This window comes from Providencia sp. PROV209, from assembly GCF_028479485.1.
In the GTDB taxonomy this organism is placed as follows: Bacteria; Pseudomonadota; Gammaproteobacteria; order Enterobacterales; family Enterobacteriaceae; genus Providencia; species Providencia alcalifaciens.
In genome coordinates, this window is record NZ_JAMPNR010000021.1 from 113,525 (window position 1) to 131,346 (window position 17,822).

The 17,822-nt window shown below is 42.2% G+C and carries 18 protein-coding genes; 15 read left to right on the top strand and 3 right to left on the bottom strand.

Features of this window, described 5'->3' with window-relative positions; translation table 11 throughout:
* Nucleotides 1-70: 70 nt before the first annotated feature.
* The 8 genes from PR795_RS15205 to nqrM all read left to right on the top strand — a co-directional run bounded on the left by PR795_RS15205 (nt 71) and on the right by nqrM (nt 7,414).
* The gene (locus PR795_RS15205) at nt 71-1,414 is read left to right on the top strand and encodes a Na(+)-translocating NADH-quinone reductase subunit A (protein ID WP_006657392.1); all 1,344 of its coding nucleotides are present in this window, start codon (nt 71-73) and stop codon (nt 1,412-1,414) included.
* Between the two features lie 4 nt (nt 1,415-1,418).
* Nucleotides 1,419-2,657, top strand: a complete 1,239-nt coding sequence (locus PR795_RS15210) for an NADH:ubiquinone reductase (Na(+)-transporting) subunit B (protein WP_036962636.1) — start codon at nt 1,419-1,421, stop codon at nt 2,655-2,657.
* Nucleotides 2,650-3,444: a Na(+)-translocating NADH-quinone reductase subunit C gene (locus PR795_RS15215; RefSeq protein ID WP_006657394.1), complete on the top strand. Its 795-nt coding sequence runs from the start codon at nt 2,650-2,652 to the stop codon at nt 3,442-3,444. Before PR795_RS15210 ends, PR795_RS15215 begins: the two co-directional genes overlap by 8 nt.
* Nucleotides 3,437-4,066, top strand: coding sequence for an NADH:ubiquinone reductase (Na(+)-transporting) subunit D (locus PR795_RS15220; protein ID WP_006657395.1), 630 nt, complete (start codon nt 3,437-3,439; stop codon nt 4,064-4,066). The genes PR795_RS15215 and PR795_RS15220 overlap by 8 nt, the downstream gene beginning before the upstream one ends.
* A 4-nt stretch (nt 4,067-4,070) precedes the next feature.
* Nucleotides 4,071-4,667 carry an NADH:ubiquinone reductase (Na(+)-transporting) subunit E gene (nqrE, locus tag PR795_RS15225; RefSeq protein ID WP_006657396.1) on the top strand — a complete coding sequence of 199 codons (597 nt, stop codon included), beginning with the start codon at nt 4,071-4,073 and terminating at the stop codon, nt 4,665-4,667.
* Nucleotides 4,668-4,682: 15 nt separating this feature from the next.
* Nucleotides 4,683-5,909, top strand: a complete 1,227-nt coding sequence (gene nqrF, locus PR795_RS15230) for an NADH:ubiquinone reductase (Na(+)-transporting) subunit F (RefSeq protein ID WP_006657397.1) — start codon at nt 4,683-4,685, stop codon at nt 5,907-5,909.
* A gap of 230 nt (nt 5,910-6,139) precedes the next feature.
* A complete protein-coding gene (locus PR795_RS15235; RefSeq protein WP_006657398.1) occupies nt 6,140-7,171 on the top strand; it encodes an FAD:protein FMN transferase in 1,032 nt (343 codons plus the stop codon).
* A gap of 15 nt (nt 7,172-7,186) precedes the next feature.
* Nucleotides 7,187-7,414: a (Na+)-NQR maturation NqrM gene (nqrM, locus tag PR795_RS15240; RefSeq protein WP_006657399.1), complete on the top strand. Its 228-nt coding sequence runs from the start codon at nt 7,187-7,189 to the stop codon at nt 7,412-7,414.
* Between the two features lie 69 nt (nt 7,415-7,483).
* On the opposite strand, the gene PR795_RS15245 is transcribed toward nqrM, so the two are convergent.
* Both PR795_RS15245 and PR795_RS15250 read right to left on the bottom strand, forming a co-directional pair.
* Nucleotides 7,484-7,849: a hypothetical protein gene (locus PR795_RS15245; RefSeq protein WP_006657400.1), complete on the bottom strand. Its 366-nt coding sequence runs from the start codon at nt 7,847-7,849 to the stop codon at nt 7,484-7,486.
* 224 nt (nt 7,850-8,073) lie between these two features.
* A complete protein-coding gene (locus PR795_RS15250) occupies nt 8,074-8,970 on the bottom strand; it encodes a glycerophosphodiester phosphodiesterase family protein (RefSeq protein WP_181480653.1) in 897 nt (298 codons plus the stop codon).
* Nucleotides 8,971-9,203: 233 nt separating this feature from the next.
* Here PR795_RS15250 and dinB point away from each other — a divergent pair, with 233 nt between their 5' ends.
* On the top strand, nt 9,204-10,259 hold the full coding sequence (gene dinB / locus PR795_RS15255) for a DNA polymerase IV (protein ID WP_036974803.1): 1,056 nt from the start codon (nt 9,204-9,206) through the stop codon (nt 10,257-10,259).
* Nucleotides 10,260-10,330: 71 nt separating this feature from the next.
* Here the strand turns inward: dinB and pepD are convergent, their stop codons facing one another.
* A complete protein-coding gene (gene pepD / locus PR795_RS15260) occupies nt 10,331-11,791 on the bottom strand; it encodes a beta-Ala-His dipeptidase (RefSeq protein ID WP_036962628.1) in 1,461 nt (486 codons plus the stop codon).
* A 319-nt stretch (nt 11,792-12,110) separates the two neighbouring features.
* Here pepD and gpt point away from each other — a divergent pair, with 319 nt between their 5' ends.
* The 6 genes from gpt to aroL all read left to right on the top strand — a co-directional run bounded on the left by gpt (nt 12,111) and on the right by aroL (nt 17,745).
* The gene (gpt, locus tag PR795_RS15265; RefSeq protein WP_006662626.1) at nt 12,111-12,575 is read left to right on the top strand and encodes a xanthine phosphoribosyltransferase; all 465 of its coding nucleotides are present in this window, start codon (nt 12,111-12,113) and stop codon (nt 12,573-12,575) included.
* A gap of 180 nt (nt 12,576-12,755) precedes the next feature.
* Nucleotides 12,756-14,006 carry an esterase FrsA gene (frsA, locus tag PR795_RS15270; RefSeq protein WP_272516930.1) on the top strand — a complete coding sequence of 417 codons (1,251 nt, stop codon included), beginning with the start codon at nt 12,756-12,758 and terminating at the stop codon, nt 14,004-14,006.
* Between the two features lie 71 nt (nt 14,007-14,077).
* Nucleotides 14,078-14,479 carry a sigma factor-binding protein Crl gene (gene crl, locus PR795_RS15275; RefSeq protein WP_006662624.1) on the top strand — a complete coding sequence of 134 codons (402 nt, stop codon included), beginning with the start codon at nt 14,078-14,080 and terminating at the stop codon, nt 14,477-14,479.
* Between the two features lie 115 nt (nt 14,480-14,594).
* The gene (gene proB, locus PR795_RS15280; protein ID WP_006662623.1) at nt 14,595-15,698 is read left to right on the top strand and encodes a glutamate 5-kinase; all 1,104 of its coding nucleotides are present in this window, start codon (nt 14,595-14,597) and stop codon (nt 15,696-15,698) included.
* A 2-nt stretch (nt 15,699-15,700) separates the two neighbouring features.
* Entirely contained in the window at nt 15,701-16,954 is a 1,254-nt protein-coding gene (gene proA, locus PR795_RS15285) for a glutamate-5-semialdehyde dehydrogenase (RefSeq protein WP_036962626.1), read from the top strand.
* 293 nt (nt 16,955-17,247) lie between these two features.
* On the top strand, nt 17,248-17,745 hold the full coding sequence (aroL, locus tag PR795_RS15290; protein WP_181480655.1) for a shikimate kinase AroL: 498 nt from the start codon (nt 17,248-17,250) through the stop codon (nt 17,743-17,745).
* Nucleotides 17,746-17,822: the final 77 nt, after the last annotated feature.

Below are 17,822 nucleotides of genomic sequence, written 5' to 3' on the forward strand. Positions count from 1 at the left end.
TTATTGAGTCGCTATCATTCATTGCTGAATCGTTAGCTTAGGGTTTAACTGATAAACTTGTGCAGATCTTATGATTAAAATTAAAAAAGGCCTTAACCTTCCCATCGCAGGTGAGCCAGCCCAAGTGATAGAAGACGGCCCGAAAATTCAACACGTAGCAGTGCTAGGTGAAGAATATGTCGGAATGCGTCCTTCGATGCTGGTTAAAGAAGGTGAGCGTGTAAAAAAAGGGCAGATTCTTTTTGAAGATAAAAAGAATCCTGGCGTGGTATTTACTAGCCCAGCTGGTGGCAAGATTATTGCCATACACCGCGGTGAGCGTCGTGTACTTCAGTCCGTTGTTATCGAAGTTGATGGTGACGAACAAGAGACTTTCGAGTCTTATTCCACAGAGCAACTTCCATCACTGACGAAAGAGCAGGTTGAACAAAATCTTTTAAGATCCGGTTTATGGACTGCTTTAAGAACGCGCCCATTTAGTCGTTCTCCAGAGCCAGGTTCATCCCCAGTAGCGATTTTTGTGACTGCAATTGATACAAATCCTCTTGCTGCTGATCCTTCTATTATCATTGGTGAAAATGCGCAAGCCTTTAATGACGGTCTCATCGTTTTGAGCCGACTCACGGAAGGCAAGGTGCATGTTTGTCATGGTGCAGGCGAATTGCCAAAGCAAGCTGCTAATACGCAAATCACATATACCCAATTTTCAGGACCGCACCCAGCGGGTCTGGCAGGGACTCACATTCATTTCCTTGAGCCTGTTAGCATTCGTAGAAAAGTGTGGAGCCTTAATTACCAAGATGTGATTGCTATCGGTAAATTATTTACCACGGGTCACCTTTATACTGACCGCGTTGTTTCTGTTGCAGGTCCACAAGTTGAGAAACCTCGCTTGTTGCGTACCCGTCTTGGCGCAGATATCTACGAACTGACTAAAGGTCAACTTAAAGCAGGTGAAAACCGTTTAATTTCCGGCTCTGTATTGTGGGGGGTGACCTGTGATGATGCTCATCACTACCTCGGTCGTTTCCATAATCAAATCTCTGTTTTAGCGGAAGGTCGCGATAAAGAGTTATTTGGATGGATTATGCCCGGTGTGAATAAATTCACGATTACGCGTACCACCATCGGACATTTTCTGAAGAACAAACGCTTTAATTTCACGACGACGATGAACGGCGGTGAGCGTTCAATGGTGCCAATTGGTAACTATGAACGCGTGATGCCACTCGACATTATGATCACTCACTTACTGCGTGATTTACTTGCGGGTGATACCGATACGTCTCAGGAACTGGGTTGTCTGGAACTCGATGAAGAAGACTTGGGTTTGTGCACCTATGTGTGTCCAGCTAAGTATGAATATGGTCCAGTACTGCGTGATGTTCTGACCAAGATTGAGCTAGAAGGGTAATTCCATGGGTCTGAAAAATTTATTTGAAAAATATGAGCACCAATTTGAACCCGGTGGAAAATTAGCAAAATTCTATCCATTGTATGAAGCGGTTGTAACAGTCTTCTATACGCCGGGCACAGTAACAAAAGGTCGCTCACACGTACGCGATACTATCGACCTCAAGCGCATGATGATTTTAGTCTGGCTTGCGGTTTTCCCAGCGATGTTCTGGGGTATGTATAACGTCGGTAACCAAGCGATTCCCGCGCTGCATCATTTGTACAGTGGCGCTGAACTACAGCAGGTTTTAGCGAGTGATTGGCATTATTCTCTTGCGCAGTTATTAGGTGCATCGTTAACACCTGATGCTGGCTGGGGCAGCAAAATGCTGCTAGGGGCTGTTTACTTCCTACCAATTTACTTAGTGGTCTTTTTGGTTGGTGGTTTCTGGGAAGTGTTGTTTGCCATGATCCGTGGTCATGAAATCAACGAAGGCTTCTTCATTTCATCAATCTTATTTGCGCTGATTGTTCCGCCTACCATTCCATTATGGCAAGCGGCGCTCGGTATCACCTTCGGTGTGGTTGTCGCAAAAGAGATTTTCGGTGGTACAGGTCGTAACTTCCTTAACCCTGCGCTAGCGGGTCGTGCATTCCTCTTCTTTGCTTATCCTGCACAAATTTCAGGTGATTTAGTCTGGACTGCTGCGGATGGTTTTTCTGGTGCAACGCCTCTGTCCCAATGGGCGACTGGTGGTGCGAGTTCACTGGTGAACACAGTGACTGGCGAGCCAATCACTTGGATGCAAGCTTTCTTAGGGAATATGCCTGGTTCAATTGGTGAAGTTTCTACCTTGATGATCTTCATTGGTGGTGCATTTATCATCTTCTTCCGTATCGCCTCTTGGCGCATCGTGGCAGGTGTGATGCTGGGTATGATTGCGATGTCCTACCTGTTTAACTTTATCGGTTCAGACACCAATCCACTGTTTGCAATGCCATGGTGGTGGCATATGGTCTTAGGTGGCTTTGCCTTCGGTATGATCTTTATGGCGACAGACCCGGTTTCTGCCTCCTTTACTGATAAAGGCAAGTGGGCTTATGGGATTTTGATCGGCGTAATGTGCGTACTTGTTCGGGTTGTGAACCCTGCATATCCTGAAGGGATGATGCTTGCAATCCTGTTCGCCAACCTGTTTGCTCCTCTGTTTGACTATATGGTCGTTCAAGCAAATATTAAACGGAGAAAAGCCCGTGGCTAATGATAAACCAGTAAATAAAGATGGCGTCGGCAGAACATTTCTCGTCGTTTTCATTCTCTGCTTAGTGTGTTCCGTCGTTGTTGCCGGTGCTGCGGTTGGTCTGAAACCTCAGCAGCAAGAACAAATAATGCTAGATACTCAGCGTAATATTTTGAGTGTTGCAGGTCTGCTGCAACCAAAAATGAGCGCAGAAGAAATTCAAAAAGTGTATGGCGAACGTATTGAACCGAAGCTACTGAACTTCAAAACGAATGAGTTATCTGACAGCGTCAGTCGTTATGATTTAAATAGCGAGCTGCGTAGCGAAGAGAGCAGCATCGCACTTTCACCCGCAGAAGATATTGCCAAGATTCGTCGTCGTGCCAATAGTGCCGAAATTTATCTGGTTAAAGATGAACAAGGGAAAGTCACTCAAGTGATTCTGCCAGTTTACGGCTCTGGTTTATGGTCGGTGATGTATGCCTTTATTGCGGTGGATATTGATGGCGTAACCTCGCGTGGTATTACTTACTATGCACATGGTGAAACACCGGGTCTGGGTGGTGAAGTTGACAACCCTCAATGGAAAGCACAGTGGCCAGGTAAAAAACTGTTCAATGAGCAGGGTGTACCTGCAATCAAGATCGTGCGTGGTGGTGCCACCGATAGCCCATATGGTATCGATGGTCTTTCAGGTGCAACGCTGACGTCAAACGGTATCCAACATATGTTTGATTTTTGGTTGGGTGATAACGGTTTTGGTCCGTTCCTGAAAAAAGTTCGTGAAGGAGCGCTGAATAATGGCTGATTCAAAAGAAGTAAAACGCGTCCTACTTGGACCTTTGTTTGATAATAACCCGATTGCATTACAGGTTTTGGGTGTGTGCTCTGCATTAGCGGTTACCACAAAACTGGAAACTGCACTGGTTATGACTATTGCAGTAACGTTAGTTACCGCATTCTCTAACTTTTTTATCTCATTAATTAGAAATTATATACCGAGCAGTGTTCGTATTATTGTTCAAATGGCCATTATCGCTTCATTAGTGATTGTGGTTGACCAAATTTTACGTGCCTATGCCTATGAAATTTCGAAACAACTTTCGGTATTTGTTGGCTTGATTATCACCAACTGTATCGTGATGGGGCGTGCTGAAGCGTATGCAATGAAAGCGCCGCCAATCGAAAGTTTTATGGATGGTATCGGTAACGGTCTTGGTTACGGTGTGATTCTGGTTCTGGTTGGCTTCCTTCGCGAGCTCTTTGGTTCCGGAAAACTGTTTGGTATCACGGTATTTGAATCACTGCAAAATGGTGGTTGGTACATGCCAAATGGCTTATTCCTGTTAGCGCCAAGTGCATTCTTTATCATCGGTATGCTGATTTGGGGTCTACGGACTCTGAAACCAGCTCAGATAGAGAAGGATTAAGAGCATGGAACATTATATTAGCTTGTTTGTAAAAGCCATTTTCATCGAAAACATGGCGTTAGCTTTCTTCTTAGGGATGTGTACATTCCTTGCAGTATCGAAGAACGTAAAAACTGCCTTTGGGCTGGGTATTGCAGTAACGGTGGTACTTGGTATCTCCGTTCCAGCGAATAACTTAGTGTACAACTTGGTTTTACGTGACGGTGCGTTAGTTGAAGGCGTGGACCTATCCTTCCTGAACTTCATTACCTTTATCGGTGTCATCGCGGCATTGGTTCAAATTCTGGAAATGATTTTAGATCGTTACTTCCCATCATTGTATAACGCGTTAGGGATCTTCTTGCCGTTGATCACCGTAAACTGCGCAATTTTTGGTGGTGTTTCTTTCATGGCTCAGCGTGACTACAACTTTACTGAATCCATCGTGTATGGCTTTGGTTCTGGTATTGGTTGGATGTTAGCGATTGTCTTAATGGCAGCGATTCGTGAAAAAATGAAGTATTCAGATATTCCTGCGGGTCTAAAAGGGTTAGGCATCACCTTTGTTACGACCGGTTTGATGGCATTGGGCTTTATGTCCTTCTCCGGTGTGCAGCTATAAAGGCGAGAAGAATTCATGGATATTATTATTCTAGGCGTAGTTATGTTCACCCTGATTGTCTTGGCGCTGACAGGTTTAATCCTGTTTGCAAAGTCCAAGTTAGTCAATACAGGGAACATTAAAATTGAAGTTAACGGTGATCCTGATAAGAGTTTCGATGCTCCAGCAGGTGACAAGCTGTTAGGTATGTTAGCTAACCAAGGTATCTTTGTTTCTTCTGCCTGTGGCGGCGGTGGTTCATGTGGTCAGTGTCGCGTGAAAATCAAAGAGGGTGGTGGAGACATTCTGCCAACTGAGTTATCTCATATCAACAAGCGTGAAGCGAAAGAAGGTTGCCGTTTAGCGTGTCAGGTTAACGTAAAACAAGACCTGAAAATTGAATTGCCAGAAGAAATTTTCGGCGTGAAAAAATGGGAATGCGAAGTTATTTCTAATGATAACAAAGCAACTTTCATTAAAGAGCTGAAGTTAAAAATTCCAAACGGTGAAGTGGTTCCCTTCCGTGCTGGCGGCTATATTCAAATTGAATGTCCGCCTCATGTTGTGAAGTACTCAGACTTCGATGTTCCTGAAGAGTATCGTGAAGATTGGGATAAATTTAATCTGTTCCGCTATGTTTCTGATGTCAAAGAGCAAACTGTACGTGCTTACTCAATGGCAAACTATCCAGAAGAGCGCGGTATTATTATGCTGAACGTGCGTATTGCAACGCCACCTCCGCGTAATCCAGATGTACCGCCAGGTATTATGTCATCTTACATCTGGTCATTGAAACCAGGTGATAAAGTCACTATCTCTGGACCATTTGGTGAGTTCTTTGCGAAAGAAACGGATGCTGAGATGATCTTTATCGGCGGTGGTGCGGGTATGGCGCCTATGCGCTCCCACATTTTTGACCAATTACGTCGTTTAGATACTAAGCGTAAGATCAGTTTCTGGTATGGTGCACGTTCGAAACGTGAAATGTTCTATACAGAGGATTTTGATCAATTAGCTGCGGAACATGACAACTTTACATGGAATGTTGCACTTTCTGACGCTTTGCCAGAAGATAATTGGGACGGTTACACAGGATTTATTCATAATGTCTTGTATGAAAACTACCTCAAAGATCATCCTGCACCAGAAGATTGTGAGTTCTACATGTGTGGACCTCCAGTGATGAACGCTGCAGTCATCAAGATGTTAAAAGACCTTGGTGTTGAGGACGAAAATATCTTGCTGGATGATTTTGGTGGCTGATTAGTTGCTTTAAATTATCGGTTAAGCGCCCAAAATACTGGGCGCTTATTGACTAAAAAGAGGAAAAAAGGATTTTTTTCCTCTTTTTGGTTGTAAACTAGGGAGCGCCGAATAGGCGCTCCTATTTTAAACGTGAGTATTCTCTAGATTTGTGAATGTTGAGTTTGTTAGACGTCTCAGCACCTACTCTTTCTCTAGTGGGCGCTTACAATTAACGCTGAGAAATTTTTATGCTAAACAGAAAAGTATTGACTCCAGTGCTGCTATTCGCAGCGACGCTCCTTCTTGCCGCATGTGGTGGACCTGAACAAAAGAACCTTCAGGGGCAAACCATGGGAACCTATTATTCTGTTAAGTTCGTGACAGACTCATCAGAGCCTTCTTCAGAAGCTATTCAAGCTGAAATTGACAAACGCTTGGAAGAGGTCAACGACCAAATGTCAACCTATCGCCCTGGCTCTGAATTAAGTCGTTTTAATCAATCCAATGAGGTGAATGAACCATTCCCAGTGTCAGCGGCGACAGCAAAGGTCGTCAGCAAGGCAATTGAAATAAACAAGCTTACTGATGGTAGTTTAGACGTCACAGTCGGACCGCTGGTTAATTTGTGGGGTTTTGGGCCTGAAGGTCGCGTGACTAAAGCACCTACTGACGAAGAGTTAGAAAAGCGCCGTGCATGGATCGGTATCGATAAACTCTCTGTTCAAGGTAATAACCTAATTAAGACAATCCCTGAACTGTATGTTGATTTATCCTCTATCGCTAAAGGGTATGGCGTTGATGTGGTTGCTGAATATTTGGAGTCCATCAATATCAATGATTATATGGTTGATATTGGTGGTGAAGTCCGTACCAAAGGGAAAAATGGAAAAGATGCACCGTGGCGTATTGCGATTGAAAAACCGGCAACTGACGGTGTGAGCCAAACGGCACAAGAGATCATTGAACCTGGTGATTTATCGATTGCCACTTCGGGGGATTATCGTAACTATTTTGAACAAAATGGCGTGCATTTTTCTCATACCATCGATCCAAAAACAGGTAAGCCTATTTCCCATAATTTAGTTTCAATCACAGTATTAGCCGAAGACTGTATGACAGCGGATGGTTTATCGACAGGGTTAAATGTGATGGGACCAGAAGCAGGTTTAGCCTTAGCAGAAAAAATGAATGTGCCTGTTTTTATGATTATTAAGACAGATAAAGGTTTCGAAGAGCGTTACACTAAAGCATTCGAACCATTTTTACAGAAAAAACAGTAAAAGGAGGAAAACGAAATGTTGAATGTTTTTCTTGCAGCCTTTGCTTTATTTTTGTTGGCATTTTTAGGTATGTCTCTTGGGTATATCATCAAGCGTAAAAGTATCCAAGGTAGCTGTGGCGGTTTGAGTAGTATCGGGGTAGAAAAAGTGTGTGACTGTCCCGAACCATGTGATGCACGTAAAAAGCGCATGGCGCGTGAAGAAGCCCGCAAAAAAATGTTAGAGAAAAACCGCATTTTGTGATTTTAAACTGTAATAAATACAAACCTTAGTCATTGATTGATGGCTAAGGTTTTTTATTTTTAATTGAAATTAAATTGGGTTCATTTTTTTTGCGCATGAATTAAATCTAGGATAAGAAACGTGCATTTCTTTTTTATTCCCATCGAAGCTGATCATGATATGACTATATTCAGCTTTATTTGCATTACACGTTAGAAAATTGCCGCTACTCCATTTTATACCGTCACTCGTCGTTATGTTTCCAATCCATTCACTTTTCCCTGTCGAGGAATACGAGATATTAAATATATCATTGAGAGTTTTATTATTAGATAAATTGTATGTGACAAAGGCATTATCATATTCACTCTCGTTACTTTTATAAATTATTTCGACTTTCTTGATAGTTTCATTCCATTTATTTTCAATTGATATCGTGCCTTTTGAAATAGACATATTACCTCTTGCTCATGTTTTTATTTGGTATGACATTGTAGCTAGATGCTGATGGTTCAAATTTTTCCAAAAATGAGTTTGGCAATATCTTGTTGAAATGTAATTAATATTTAATATCATGCATTAATGAAAAGAAATGAAATATGAGGAATATTTATAATAAAGATAAGCTACTTAAATTAAATGAAAGGCTATTGAATAAAAGTAGCTTAATAGTTTTAATGTTATTTTTTGAAGGCTTTTGGTGAGTCGACCATCACTGCATCCACGCCAATTTCTTTAGCAAATTGGTAGTCATCTTGATTATTGACACCAAACACGATGATATAGGCGTTGCCATTTTTTCTAAAACAGTCGATGGCTTCTTTATCCCACGATAAGGTGGCAGGGGTGCGAGCTTCCCCAAGCGTGTATTTCTCAACAACTTCAACTTTGCGACGTAATTCAAAGCCGTACCAGCGCGTGGTAGATTTGTCATTCTCAATAGAACATTTGTGGTCCATGACACTATTTGCCAGCATAGTGCGTGTTTCATCGCGGCTTTCAAATAACTGTAATTGAGTTGAAAGTGGTTTCAGGGCTTTCAAAAAAGCATCATTGGTGGAATAAAAGCGAACTTGGCTAAATGCATTGGTTTTGTTTAGTAATGCCAGAATAGCGAGAGCTTGATTATTCGGATCTGCATCAGGCGATTTTAAATCGATATAAAAAACGGTATCAGGGTATTTTTTTAACACCTCTTCTAGCGTCACGATGGTGGTCTGTGTCGCAGGCAATTGTTGATTGTGTTTCTGATTAAATTTGTAAGCCGCATTGATTTGGTTTAACTGATTTGCGGTGTAACCTGAAATGAATCCACTTTTATCGGTTAACGCGTCTAAGTCACTCGGGCGGTAAAGGACTAATTGGTTGTCTTTACTGAGCTGCACAGTGAGCCAAATCGCATCAACCTTATTGCTTTTAGCTTGCTCAATGGCGTAAAGGGTGTTTTCTGGTGCATCAGCCGTACCTGCACGGTGTGCAACAATATGTGGTGTTAAGGAGAAAGCGGATTGACTAGCCAAAAGTAGTAAGCCTATCGCGACAGACTTTTTGAAGACTGATGTTGATATAATTTGCATTTGTATAATCCATAATGATAGTAAATTCAATGCACTAACATGAAGTTAATTGAATGGTTGTTTTAATATTTTCAGGCTGTGTTGTAAGTAGTTTGCCTATGAATTAGGAGTAACTTTCCGTTTTTTCGTGCTTTTACAGTGTCTCAGAAATACGTTTCAATCAGATGAATAAGTTGCGTGGCTAATAAAACAACTGTATATTTATTCAGTAATCATTGGTTGGAGCGTCTATCATGCGTAAAATTATTCATATTGATATGGATTGCTTTTTTGCAGCGATAGAAATGCGTGACGACCCGAGTTTACGTAATGTTCCTCTTGCAGTCGGAGGTAGTGCGGACAGACGTGGTGTGTTGAGCACCGCGAATTATGAAGCGAGGCGTTATGGGGTGCACAGTGCGATGTCGACAGCTCTGGCATTAAAGCTTTGTCCTCACCTTAAGGTGGTCCCCGGTCGTATGGCTGTCTATAAGGATGTGTCTAACCATATTCGGCAAATATTCGCTCGCTATACGGATCTTATTGAGCCGCTCTCTCTGGATGAAGCATACTTAGATGTCACGGATTGCCAGCAACTTCATGGTTCAGCCACATTAATTGCAGAGGCTATCCGCCAGCAAATTTTCGATGAGTTACAGTTAACGGCTTCTGCGGGTATTGCACCGATTAAATTTCTCGCAAAAATTGCGTCTGATATGAATAAACCCAATGGGCAGTTTGTGATCACTCCGCAAGAACTGCCCACATTTGTTGCCTCCCTTCCATTAAAAAAAATTCCTGGTGTCGGTAAGGTGACGGCGCAAAAGCTCGCAGATATGGGGTTGTTGACCTGTTCAGATGTGCAGAAATATGACATGTTGGCACTGATAAAAAGCATGGGGAAATTTGGTCAGGCGCTGTGGGATCGTTGCCATGGTATTGATGAACGAGCGGTGAATCCTGAGCGTTTACGTAAGTCAGTCGGGGTTGAGCGTACGCTAGCGAAAGATATTCATCAATGGGAGGATTGCTTGCCGTTACTTGATACGCTGTACGATGAACTGCATTTTCGTTTAGAGAAAGTAAAGCCGGATTTACGTATTGCTCGCCAAGGCGTGAAGCTAAAATTTGATGATTTCCAACAAACTACACAAGAACATGTCTATCCGACGATAAATAAACAGGACTTAATTCAGCTAGCAAAACAGGCTTGGGAAAATCGTAGAGCAGGGCGCGGTGTCAGATTGGTTGGGTTACATGTGACGTTGCAAAATCCACAAATTGAAAGGCAGCTTTCATTATTTTTATAGAGTAAAAACATAGGGTCATAAACCGTAGCTTATGACCCTGATATTTATAACATTGATAATCCAATGTTGAATTAGTTTTTAACTGGAATCGCTTTCAAGATAGCGGTTAATAATGTCCAGTATTGACCTACGCTTTCGATATGAACGCGTTCATCTGGTGAGTGAGCACCGCGAATCGTTGGTCCAATTGATACCATGTCCATTAATGGGTAAGGTTTTTTGAACAGACCGCATTCAAGACCCGCATGGATAACCATGATATTGGGAATTTTACCAAACAGTTTTTGGTAAGTGTCGCTAACAATATGCATGACTGGTGAGTCTGCATCTGGCTGCCAACCTGGATATCCACCTTCAGCACGGTATTGAGCTTTCGCCAGTTTAGTCAGTGAAGTCAGCATGTTTACAACGTAGTTTTTTCCAGAGTCGATTAGTGAGCGGATTAAGAAGATCACTTCGGCTTTGTCTTCTGTCATGTTGACAACGCCTTCATTCAATGAAGTCTCAACAACGCCTTTCACGACATCGCTCATACGGATTACGCCGCTTGGTGCCGCGTTCAGGAAGAAAACTAAACGTTGTTGGCAATCATCTGTCAGCGCTTTTAGGTCACTTGACGTTTCATCTAACAGTAAGACTAAATTAGGTTCAACAGCCGCGAGTTCATTTTTCAGAATGCCTTCATAGCGTGCTCTTAATGCAGTGAGTTCAGCGACTTTGTCGGCAGGTACTGCAATGGTTGCATGACCTTCGCGTGGAATTGCATTACGCAGGGTACCGCCTGTGAATTCCAACAGTTTTAAGCCTAAATCTTCAGCATGACCCGCTAAGAAACGAGCTAATAATTTGTTTGCATTACCTAAACCTAAGTGTATGTCACCACCAGAGTGACCACCTTTTAGACCTTTCAGAGTCATAATAAAGGTTTTATAACCTTGTGGTAATGCTTCGCGAGTTAAATCAAAGGTCGCGGTGAAATCAATACCGCCAGCACAACCCATGTAAATTTCGCCTTCTTCTTCTGAGTCTGTGTTGATCAGAATATCTGCTTGTAACCAGTTTGGTTGTAAGCCGAAAGCGCCATCCATACCTGTTTCTTCGGTCATAGTCAGCAAGACTTCTAATGGACCGTGTTCAACACTTTCATCAGCTAATACAGCTAATGCAGATGCCATACCAATACCGTTATCTGCACCTAATGTTGTGCCTTCCGCGGTTACCCACTCACCATTAATATAAGGACGGATAGGGTCTTTCGTGAAATCGTGCTCTGTGTCGTTATTTTTTTGCGGTACCATATCTAAGTGAGCTTGCAGTACGACAGGTTTGCGGTTTTCATAACCCGCAGTTGCTGGTTTACGGATTAAAATATTACCAACTTGGTCGCGTTCAACGTGAAAACCTTTTCCTTTAGACCATTCCATGATGTGAGCGGCTAAAGCTTCTTCGTGTTTTGATGGATGCGGAATGGAGCAGATTTTTGCGAAAATATCCCACAGTGGTTGTGGTTTTAGCGTTGATAATTGTGACACGTTCTTCTCCTTGGTACTTTTATCGTAATCTTCCCGTCATATTTCAAGCTAGAGATTGGCTCACACCCAAAACAATCGACTGACGGCGTTCACCACTTAATTTAAGATTGTACTTAAGTGTAATAACTCAAGTTTTAAGCGGTTTTATGTATTGATTCAGCATAACACTTTACATCGAATAATGGAGAGCGTTAATAAGAATTATTCATTTAGTGGGATGGTTTCGCTGGTTTTTCCTGCGCCAAATCACTATAATCTCGCGCAACCTTTTTTCCGCAAGACACATTTCTGTTTTACTCACCTTCGGGACCCGAATTTTATGAGCGAAAAATATGTCGTAACGTGGGATATGTTGCAAATACATGCCCGTAAACTCGCACAACGTTTATTACCAGCAAAACAATGGACTGGTATTATTGCCGTTAGTCGCGGTGGTCTAGTTCCTGCTGCACTGTTAGCGCGTGAGCTGGGTATTCGTCATGTTGATACCGTTTGTATCTCTAGCTACGACCACGATAATCAGCGTGAACTCAACGTGATTAAACGTGCTGAAGGCGATGGCGAAGGCTTTATCGTGATTGACGATTTAGTGGACACTGGCGGTACAGCGAAAGCGATCCGCGATATGTATCCAAAAGCACACTTTGTCACTATCTTTGCAAAACCAGCTGGTCGTCCATTAGTTGATGACTATGTTGTTGATATCCCTCAAAACACTTGGATTGAACAGCCTTGGGATATGGGCGTTGTGTTTATTGATCCCTTGTGTGAACAAGATAAATAGTGTGAACAAGATAAATAAGTCTATTGGGTTAAGCTGTTGTAGGTAGTGGTTGTTTTATAAAAAACTCCACATTATTACCTAAGTGATTTTAGCGAAACACGATATGATAGAAGGGAGTGCATTATGCACTCCCTTTTTTGTTTATGTGACAGATTTAATTGGTAAAAGTAGGGAATCCACATGACTCAGCAAAATTTATCCGAAAAACTGTTTAAACCTCGCGTTAGGCAAGTTGAAACATCGACTTTGGTTTCTTATTCCTCCCATACTCTGTCGCAATTACAAAACCACAGTGTATTAAGTGGTTCTCAGCATAATCATTGGTATCGCATGCTTAATCGCTTGATGTGGATCTGGCGTGGTATTGATGCCATTGAAATTGAAGAAGTCTTAAGCCGTATTGCTATCTCGGATGCTAAACGTAGCCGAGAAGAGTGGCTCGATACTGTGATTGGCAATCGCCGTGGAAATTGGTGCTTTGAATGGTCCCACCAAGCCATGAAGTGGCAACAAAAAGCGTTAGAATTTGAAAAAGGTCAAGAAGCCTGTGATGCATGGCTACGCGCAGCAAACTTATATAGCATTGCTGCATACCCGTTTATTAAAGGGGATGAACTTGCAGATCAAGCCATTGTTTTAGCGTGTAAAGCTTATGATAGCGCAGCAAAATTCTCTCAGTATCAATTGAAAAAAATCCCATTCAAAGTGGATGGTGGCAAAGAGGTTTGTGGATTTCTTCATATCCCATCCAATGTACAAGGACCTTATCCAACGGTGATGGTATGTGGCATGCTCGATAGCTTACAAACCGATTATAGCCGTTACTTTAGAGACTATTTAGAACCTCGTAGTATTGCGATGTTAACATTGGATATGCCATCGATAGGTTACTCAGGGAAATATAGCCTTTCGCAAGAAACTAGCACGTTACATGAGCAAGTTGTTCGTCAACTCGATACCATTCCATGGATTGACCATACACGATTTGCTATCACTGGGATCCGTTTTGGCGCGAATATTGCTGTACGTTTAGCGTACATGTGCCCAGATAAAATTAAAGCCGTTGCGGTATTAGGTCCGATTGTTCACAGCCTGCTGCATGAAGAAAAATATCAAAAAGACATTCCGCGTATGGCATTGGATGTTTTTGCCAGCCGTCTGGGTATTTATCAAGTCGATGGTCAATCGTTACGTCATGAATTAAGTTGCTATTCTCTTCGGAAGCAAGGGTTACTGGGGCGTCGTAATCAAGTTCCAATGATGACTGTCTGTTTCAAAAATGATCCTTATAGTCCGAAGGCTGATTCAGATTTAATTGCTCGCTCATCTATGGATAGTCATTTATTGATGTTGCCAAGTAACCCTGTTTTAGAGGCTTTTGAGCGTTCCATGTCAGAAACAACGAAATGGTTAGAAAGTAAAATATTATAATTCTATTGAATAACTTGCTTATTTTTTAACATTTGTTAAAAAGGGATCTTCCCAAGAAGGAGATCCTTAATATGGCGTTACCGACTGATTACACGAATGGAAAATTTTTAAAGAAGTTTGCTGCAATGGGTCCTTATTTACGTGAACAACAATCTGTCAAAAATTGTTATTTTTTTGATAGTTTGGTGGTTTGCGTTAATGCGAATATTGTGCCAGAAAAACGTGAATTCTGGGGGTGGTGGTTAGAGTTAGCCCCCACCGATAATGGATTCGAATTTGCCTATAATTTAGGGATCTATACTGGTCAGGGAAAATGGCAAACGAAAACTTTGAAGGATGGGTCAACGGCGGAAGCGGTAGAAAAGAATTTGCACGCCTTCCATCAACGCCTTTCCCAACAATTATCTGCCCTTGAGTTAAGCTTGTTCCCTTCTCCCTTGATGACAGAATTAAAGCTGGAATTAAGCGCATAAAATTGTTTTAAACCAACTTTTGTTTAATTTTGCGTTATGCCTGTTGGCATAACGCGCATCTCCTGATAAAACTGATACCCACTTTGTATTTATTAATCCTAATGGCAGAAAAATGATGAAAAATAGCCAAACACTTGTGGTTAAACTTGGCACGAGTGTCTTAACAGGGGGCTCACGTCGTTTAAATCAAGCTCAAATTGTTGAGCTGGTTCGACAATGTGCGCAGCAATATGAAAAGGGTCACCGAATCATTATTGTCACATCAGGCGCAATTGCCGCTGGGCGTGAACATCTCAATTACCCCGAACTGCCCGCTACCATTGCATCTAAACAGCTGCTGGCGGCAGTCGGTCAAAGTCGTTTAATTCAATTATGGGAAAGACTTTTTTCCATTTATGGTATTCATATTGGTCAAATGTTATTAACGCGTGCCGATCTTGAAGATCGTGAGCGGTTTCTTAATGCTCGCGACACACTGCAAGCGCTATTAGATAATGGCATTATTCCAGTAATTAACGAAAATGATGCTGTAGCAACCGCAGAGATTAAAGTCGGGGATAATGATAACTTATCCGCACTGGCTGCAATTCTCGGAGATGCCGATAAATTACTGCTATTGACCGATATTGAAGGTTTATACGATGCGGATCCGCGCAGTAATCCGGATGCTAAATTGATCCCTGAAGTGCGCGGTATAAATGATGAATTACGTCGTATGGCTGGGGACAGCGTAACGGGATTAGGCACTGGTGGAATGGCAACGAAGTTACAGGCTGCGGATGTTGCGGGGCGTGCTGGAATTGATGTGATTATCGCCGCGGGTAATAAGCCCGATGTCATTAATGCGGTGATTGAAAATATTCCCGTTGGAACCCGTTTCTATGGTCAAAAAAATCCAATGGAAAATCGTAAACGTTGGATTTTTGGCGCACCTGCGGCAGGGGATGTTTATATTGATGATGGCGCACAATTAGCGATTACAGAAAAAGGCAGTTCATTGTTACCAAAGGGTATTAAGAAAATTGAAGGCGATTTCTCTCGTGGTGCAGTGATCCGTATTCGCAATATGGCAGGTAAAGATTTGGCACACGGCGTGAGTCATTATAATAGTGATGCACTCAGAATGATTGCGGGTCATCATTCCCAAGATATTGGTAAAATCCTTGGCTATGAACACGGCTCTGTAGCCGTTCATCGCGACGATATGATAGTGAGTTAATTATGTTAGAACAAATGGGTAAAGCGGCGCGTGAGGCGTCATGGCAGTTGGCTCAATTAAACACAAAACAAAAAAATTTGGCACTTGAGCAAATTGCTAATCTGTTAGAACAAGAAAGCGCAAGTATCTTAGCTGCAAATCAGTTAGATATGGCGCAAGCCCAACAAAGTGGTATGAGCGAAGCGTTACAAGATCGCTTATTACTGACGCCATCACGTTTAAAAAGTATTGCGGATGATGTTAGAAAGGTATGTCAACTGGCAGATCCAGTAGGACAAATCCTCGATGGCAGCGAGCTCGATAGCGGATTGAATTTACAGCGCCGTCGTGTCCCATTAGGGGTCATTGGGGTTATTTACGAAGCTCGTCCTAACGTAACGGTCGATGTCGCTTCCTTGTGCTTAAAAACGGGAAATGCTGTTATTTTGCGTGGCGGAAAAGAGACGCATAATACGAATCTCGCAGTAGTTAATGTGATTCAACAAGCGTTAAAAAACAGTGGACTACCTGCAGATGCGGTACAGGCTATCAATAATCCCGATCGCGAATTAGTGACAAAATTATTAAAGTTAGATCGCTATGTTGACATGTTGATCCCACGCGGTGGTGCTGGCTTACATAGATTATGCCGTGAACAATCGACGATCCCAGTCATTACTGGGGGAATTGGTGTTTGCCATACGTTTGTTGATGACTCGGTGGACTTTGATAAAGCACTGAGCGTGATTACCAATGCTAAAGTTCAGCGACCAAGTGCATGTAACTCGTTAGAAACGTTGTTAGTTCATGAAGATATTGCCGCGAGTTTCTTGCCGCGCCTAAGTGAGAAAATGGCACAACAGCAAGTGACGTTGCATGCGAGTGAGAAAGCAATGGCATTTTTAACAGGTGGCGCAGCGAAAGTGGTACCTGTTCAAGCTGAAAATTTAGTCGATGAATGGTTATCTCTTGATCTTAATGTTGAAATTGTCTCGGATATTGATGCTGCCATCGAGCATATTCGCCATTATGGCACCGCACATTCAGATGCTATTTTGACGGAATCTATTCGCCAAGCAGATTATTTTGTTCAACGTGTGGATTCGGCTGCGGTGTACGTTAATGCTAGTACGCGCTTTACTGATGGTGGACAGTTTGGACTCGGTGCCGAAGTGGCAGTAAGCACCCAAAAACTCCATTCTCGTGGACCAATGGGATTAGATGCTCTGACAACGTATAAATGGATTGGTTACGGGGATTTTTTGAGTCGTCCATAATCTAACAATAATAATCTTAAGCCACACTGAGTGTGACTTAAGTTGCAGACAAAGAGGGATAAAAGCGTGGTTTTTCCCTCTTTGTGTTATCAGGTGAAAATCAATAAATTGATTTTCCTCGTTTATTTTTACAACTCTAAAGTACCATTTCCAAACCCAATAGGTTTTAAAATGGTTCGAGCCACACTGAGTGTGGCTTTATTTTTTTAAATTATTCGCCATTTTGGCTAACCGGCTAGAAGCATGTGTGTGGAAAATTTATCATAGAAATCATGATGAAGGGATGAATATTAATGTTTTACATTATTGGTCCAAGAGGTTCAGGAAAGACAACGATTGGTAAGAAACTCGCTGAGAAAACGGGTTACCAATTTATCGATACCGACAAACTTATTCTGGAGCGCGCAGGAATGAGCATTGCTGATATTGTTCAGCAACAGGGGTGGAATTATTTTCGGCAACTTGAAAGTCAAATTCTTGCGTCAATTGAGCCGCAAGATGCCATTATTTCTACAGGTGGCGGTATTATTTTAGCGCCAGGAAATCAGCAGGTTATGCGAGAAAATGGCACTGTTATTTATTTACGCTCAACGCCAGAAACACTGGTAAAGAGATTAGCGGCAGAACCGCAAGCGGATCAGCGACCGAGTTTAACGGGGAAATCACTGCTTGAAGAAATTGAAGAAGTGATGACGCAGCGCGATCCTATCTATTTATCCACTGCCCACCACGTTATTGATGCCAATCAATCCATTGATGCTATTATTAAGCAGATCGCAAATTTGAGATAAATGTCAGATGTACTCACGCCTTTAGGAATAAACCTCTTAATGAGGGCGGTTGGTCACGAGATAATTATTGTAGTATC

Bases quoted from the DNA above. Each gene is read 5' to 3' on its own strand.
- PR795_RS15205 (WP_006657392.1), top strand. From the start codon at position 71: ATGATTAAAATTAAAAAAGGCCTTAACCTTCCCATCGCAGGTGAGCCA.
- PR795_RS15210 (WP_036962636.1), top strand. From the start codon at position 1,419: ATGGGTCTGAAAAATTTATTTGAAAAATATGAGCACCAATTTGAACCC.
- PR795_RS15220 (WP_006657395.1), top strand. From the start codon at position 3,437: ATGGCTGATTCAAAAGAAGTAAAACGCGTCCTACTTGGACCTTTGTTT.
- nqrE (WP_006657396.1), top strand. From the start codon at position 4,071: ATGGAACATTATATTAGCTTGTTTGTAAAAGCCATTTTCATCGAAAAC.
- nqrF (WP_006657397.1), top strand. From the start codon at position 4,683: ATGGATATTATTATTCTAGGCGTAGTTATGTTCACCCTGATTGTCTTG.
- PR795_RS15235 (WP_006657398.1), top strand. From the start codon at position 6,140: ATGCTAAACAGAAAAGTATTGACTCCAGTGCTGCTATTCGCAGCGACG.
- nqrM (WP_006657399.1), top strand. From the start codon at position 7,187: ATGTTGAATGTTTTTCTTGCAGCCTTTGCTTTATTTTTGTTGGCATTT.
- PR795_RS15245 (WP_006657400.1), bottom strand. From the start codon at position 7,849: ATGTCTATTTCAAAAGGCACGATATCAATTGAAAATAAATGGAATGAA.
- PR795_RS15250 (WP_181480653.1), bottom strand. From the start codon at position 8,970: ATGCAAATTATATCAACATCAGTCTTCAAAAAGTCTGTCGCGATAGGC.
- dinB (WP_036974803.1), top strand. From the start codon at position 9,204: ATGCGTAAAATTATTCATATTGATATGGATTGCTTTTTTGCAGCGATA.
- gpt (WP_006662626.1), top strand. From the start codon at position 12,111: ATGAGCGAAAAATATGTCGTAACGTGGGATATGTTGCAAATACATGCC.
- frsA (WP_272516930.1), top strand. From the start codon at position 12,756: ATGACTCAGCAAAATTTATCCGAAAAACTGTTTAAACCTCGCGTTAGG.
- crl (WP_006662624.1), top strand. From the start codon at position 14,078: ATGGCGTTACCGACTGATTACACGAATGGAAAATTTTTAAAGAAGTTT.
- proB (WP_006662623.1), top strand. From the start codon at position 14,595: ATGAAAAATAGCCAAACACTTGTGGTTAAACTTGGCACGAGTGTCTTA.
- proA (WP_036962626.1), top strand. From the start codon at position 15,701: ATGTTAGAACAAATGGGTAAAGCGGCGCGTGAGGCGTCATGGCAGTTG.
- aroL (WP_181480655.1), top strand. From the start codon at position 17,248: ATGTTTTACATTATTGGTCCAAGAGGTTCAGGAAAGACAACGATTGGT.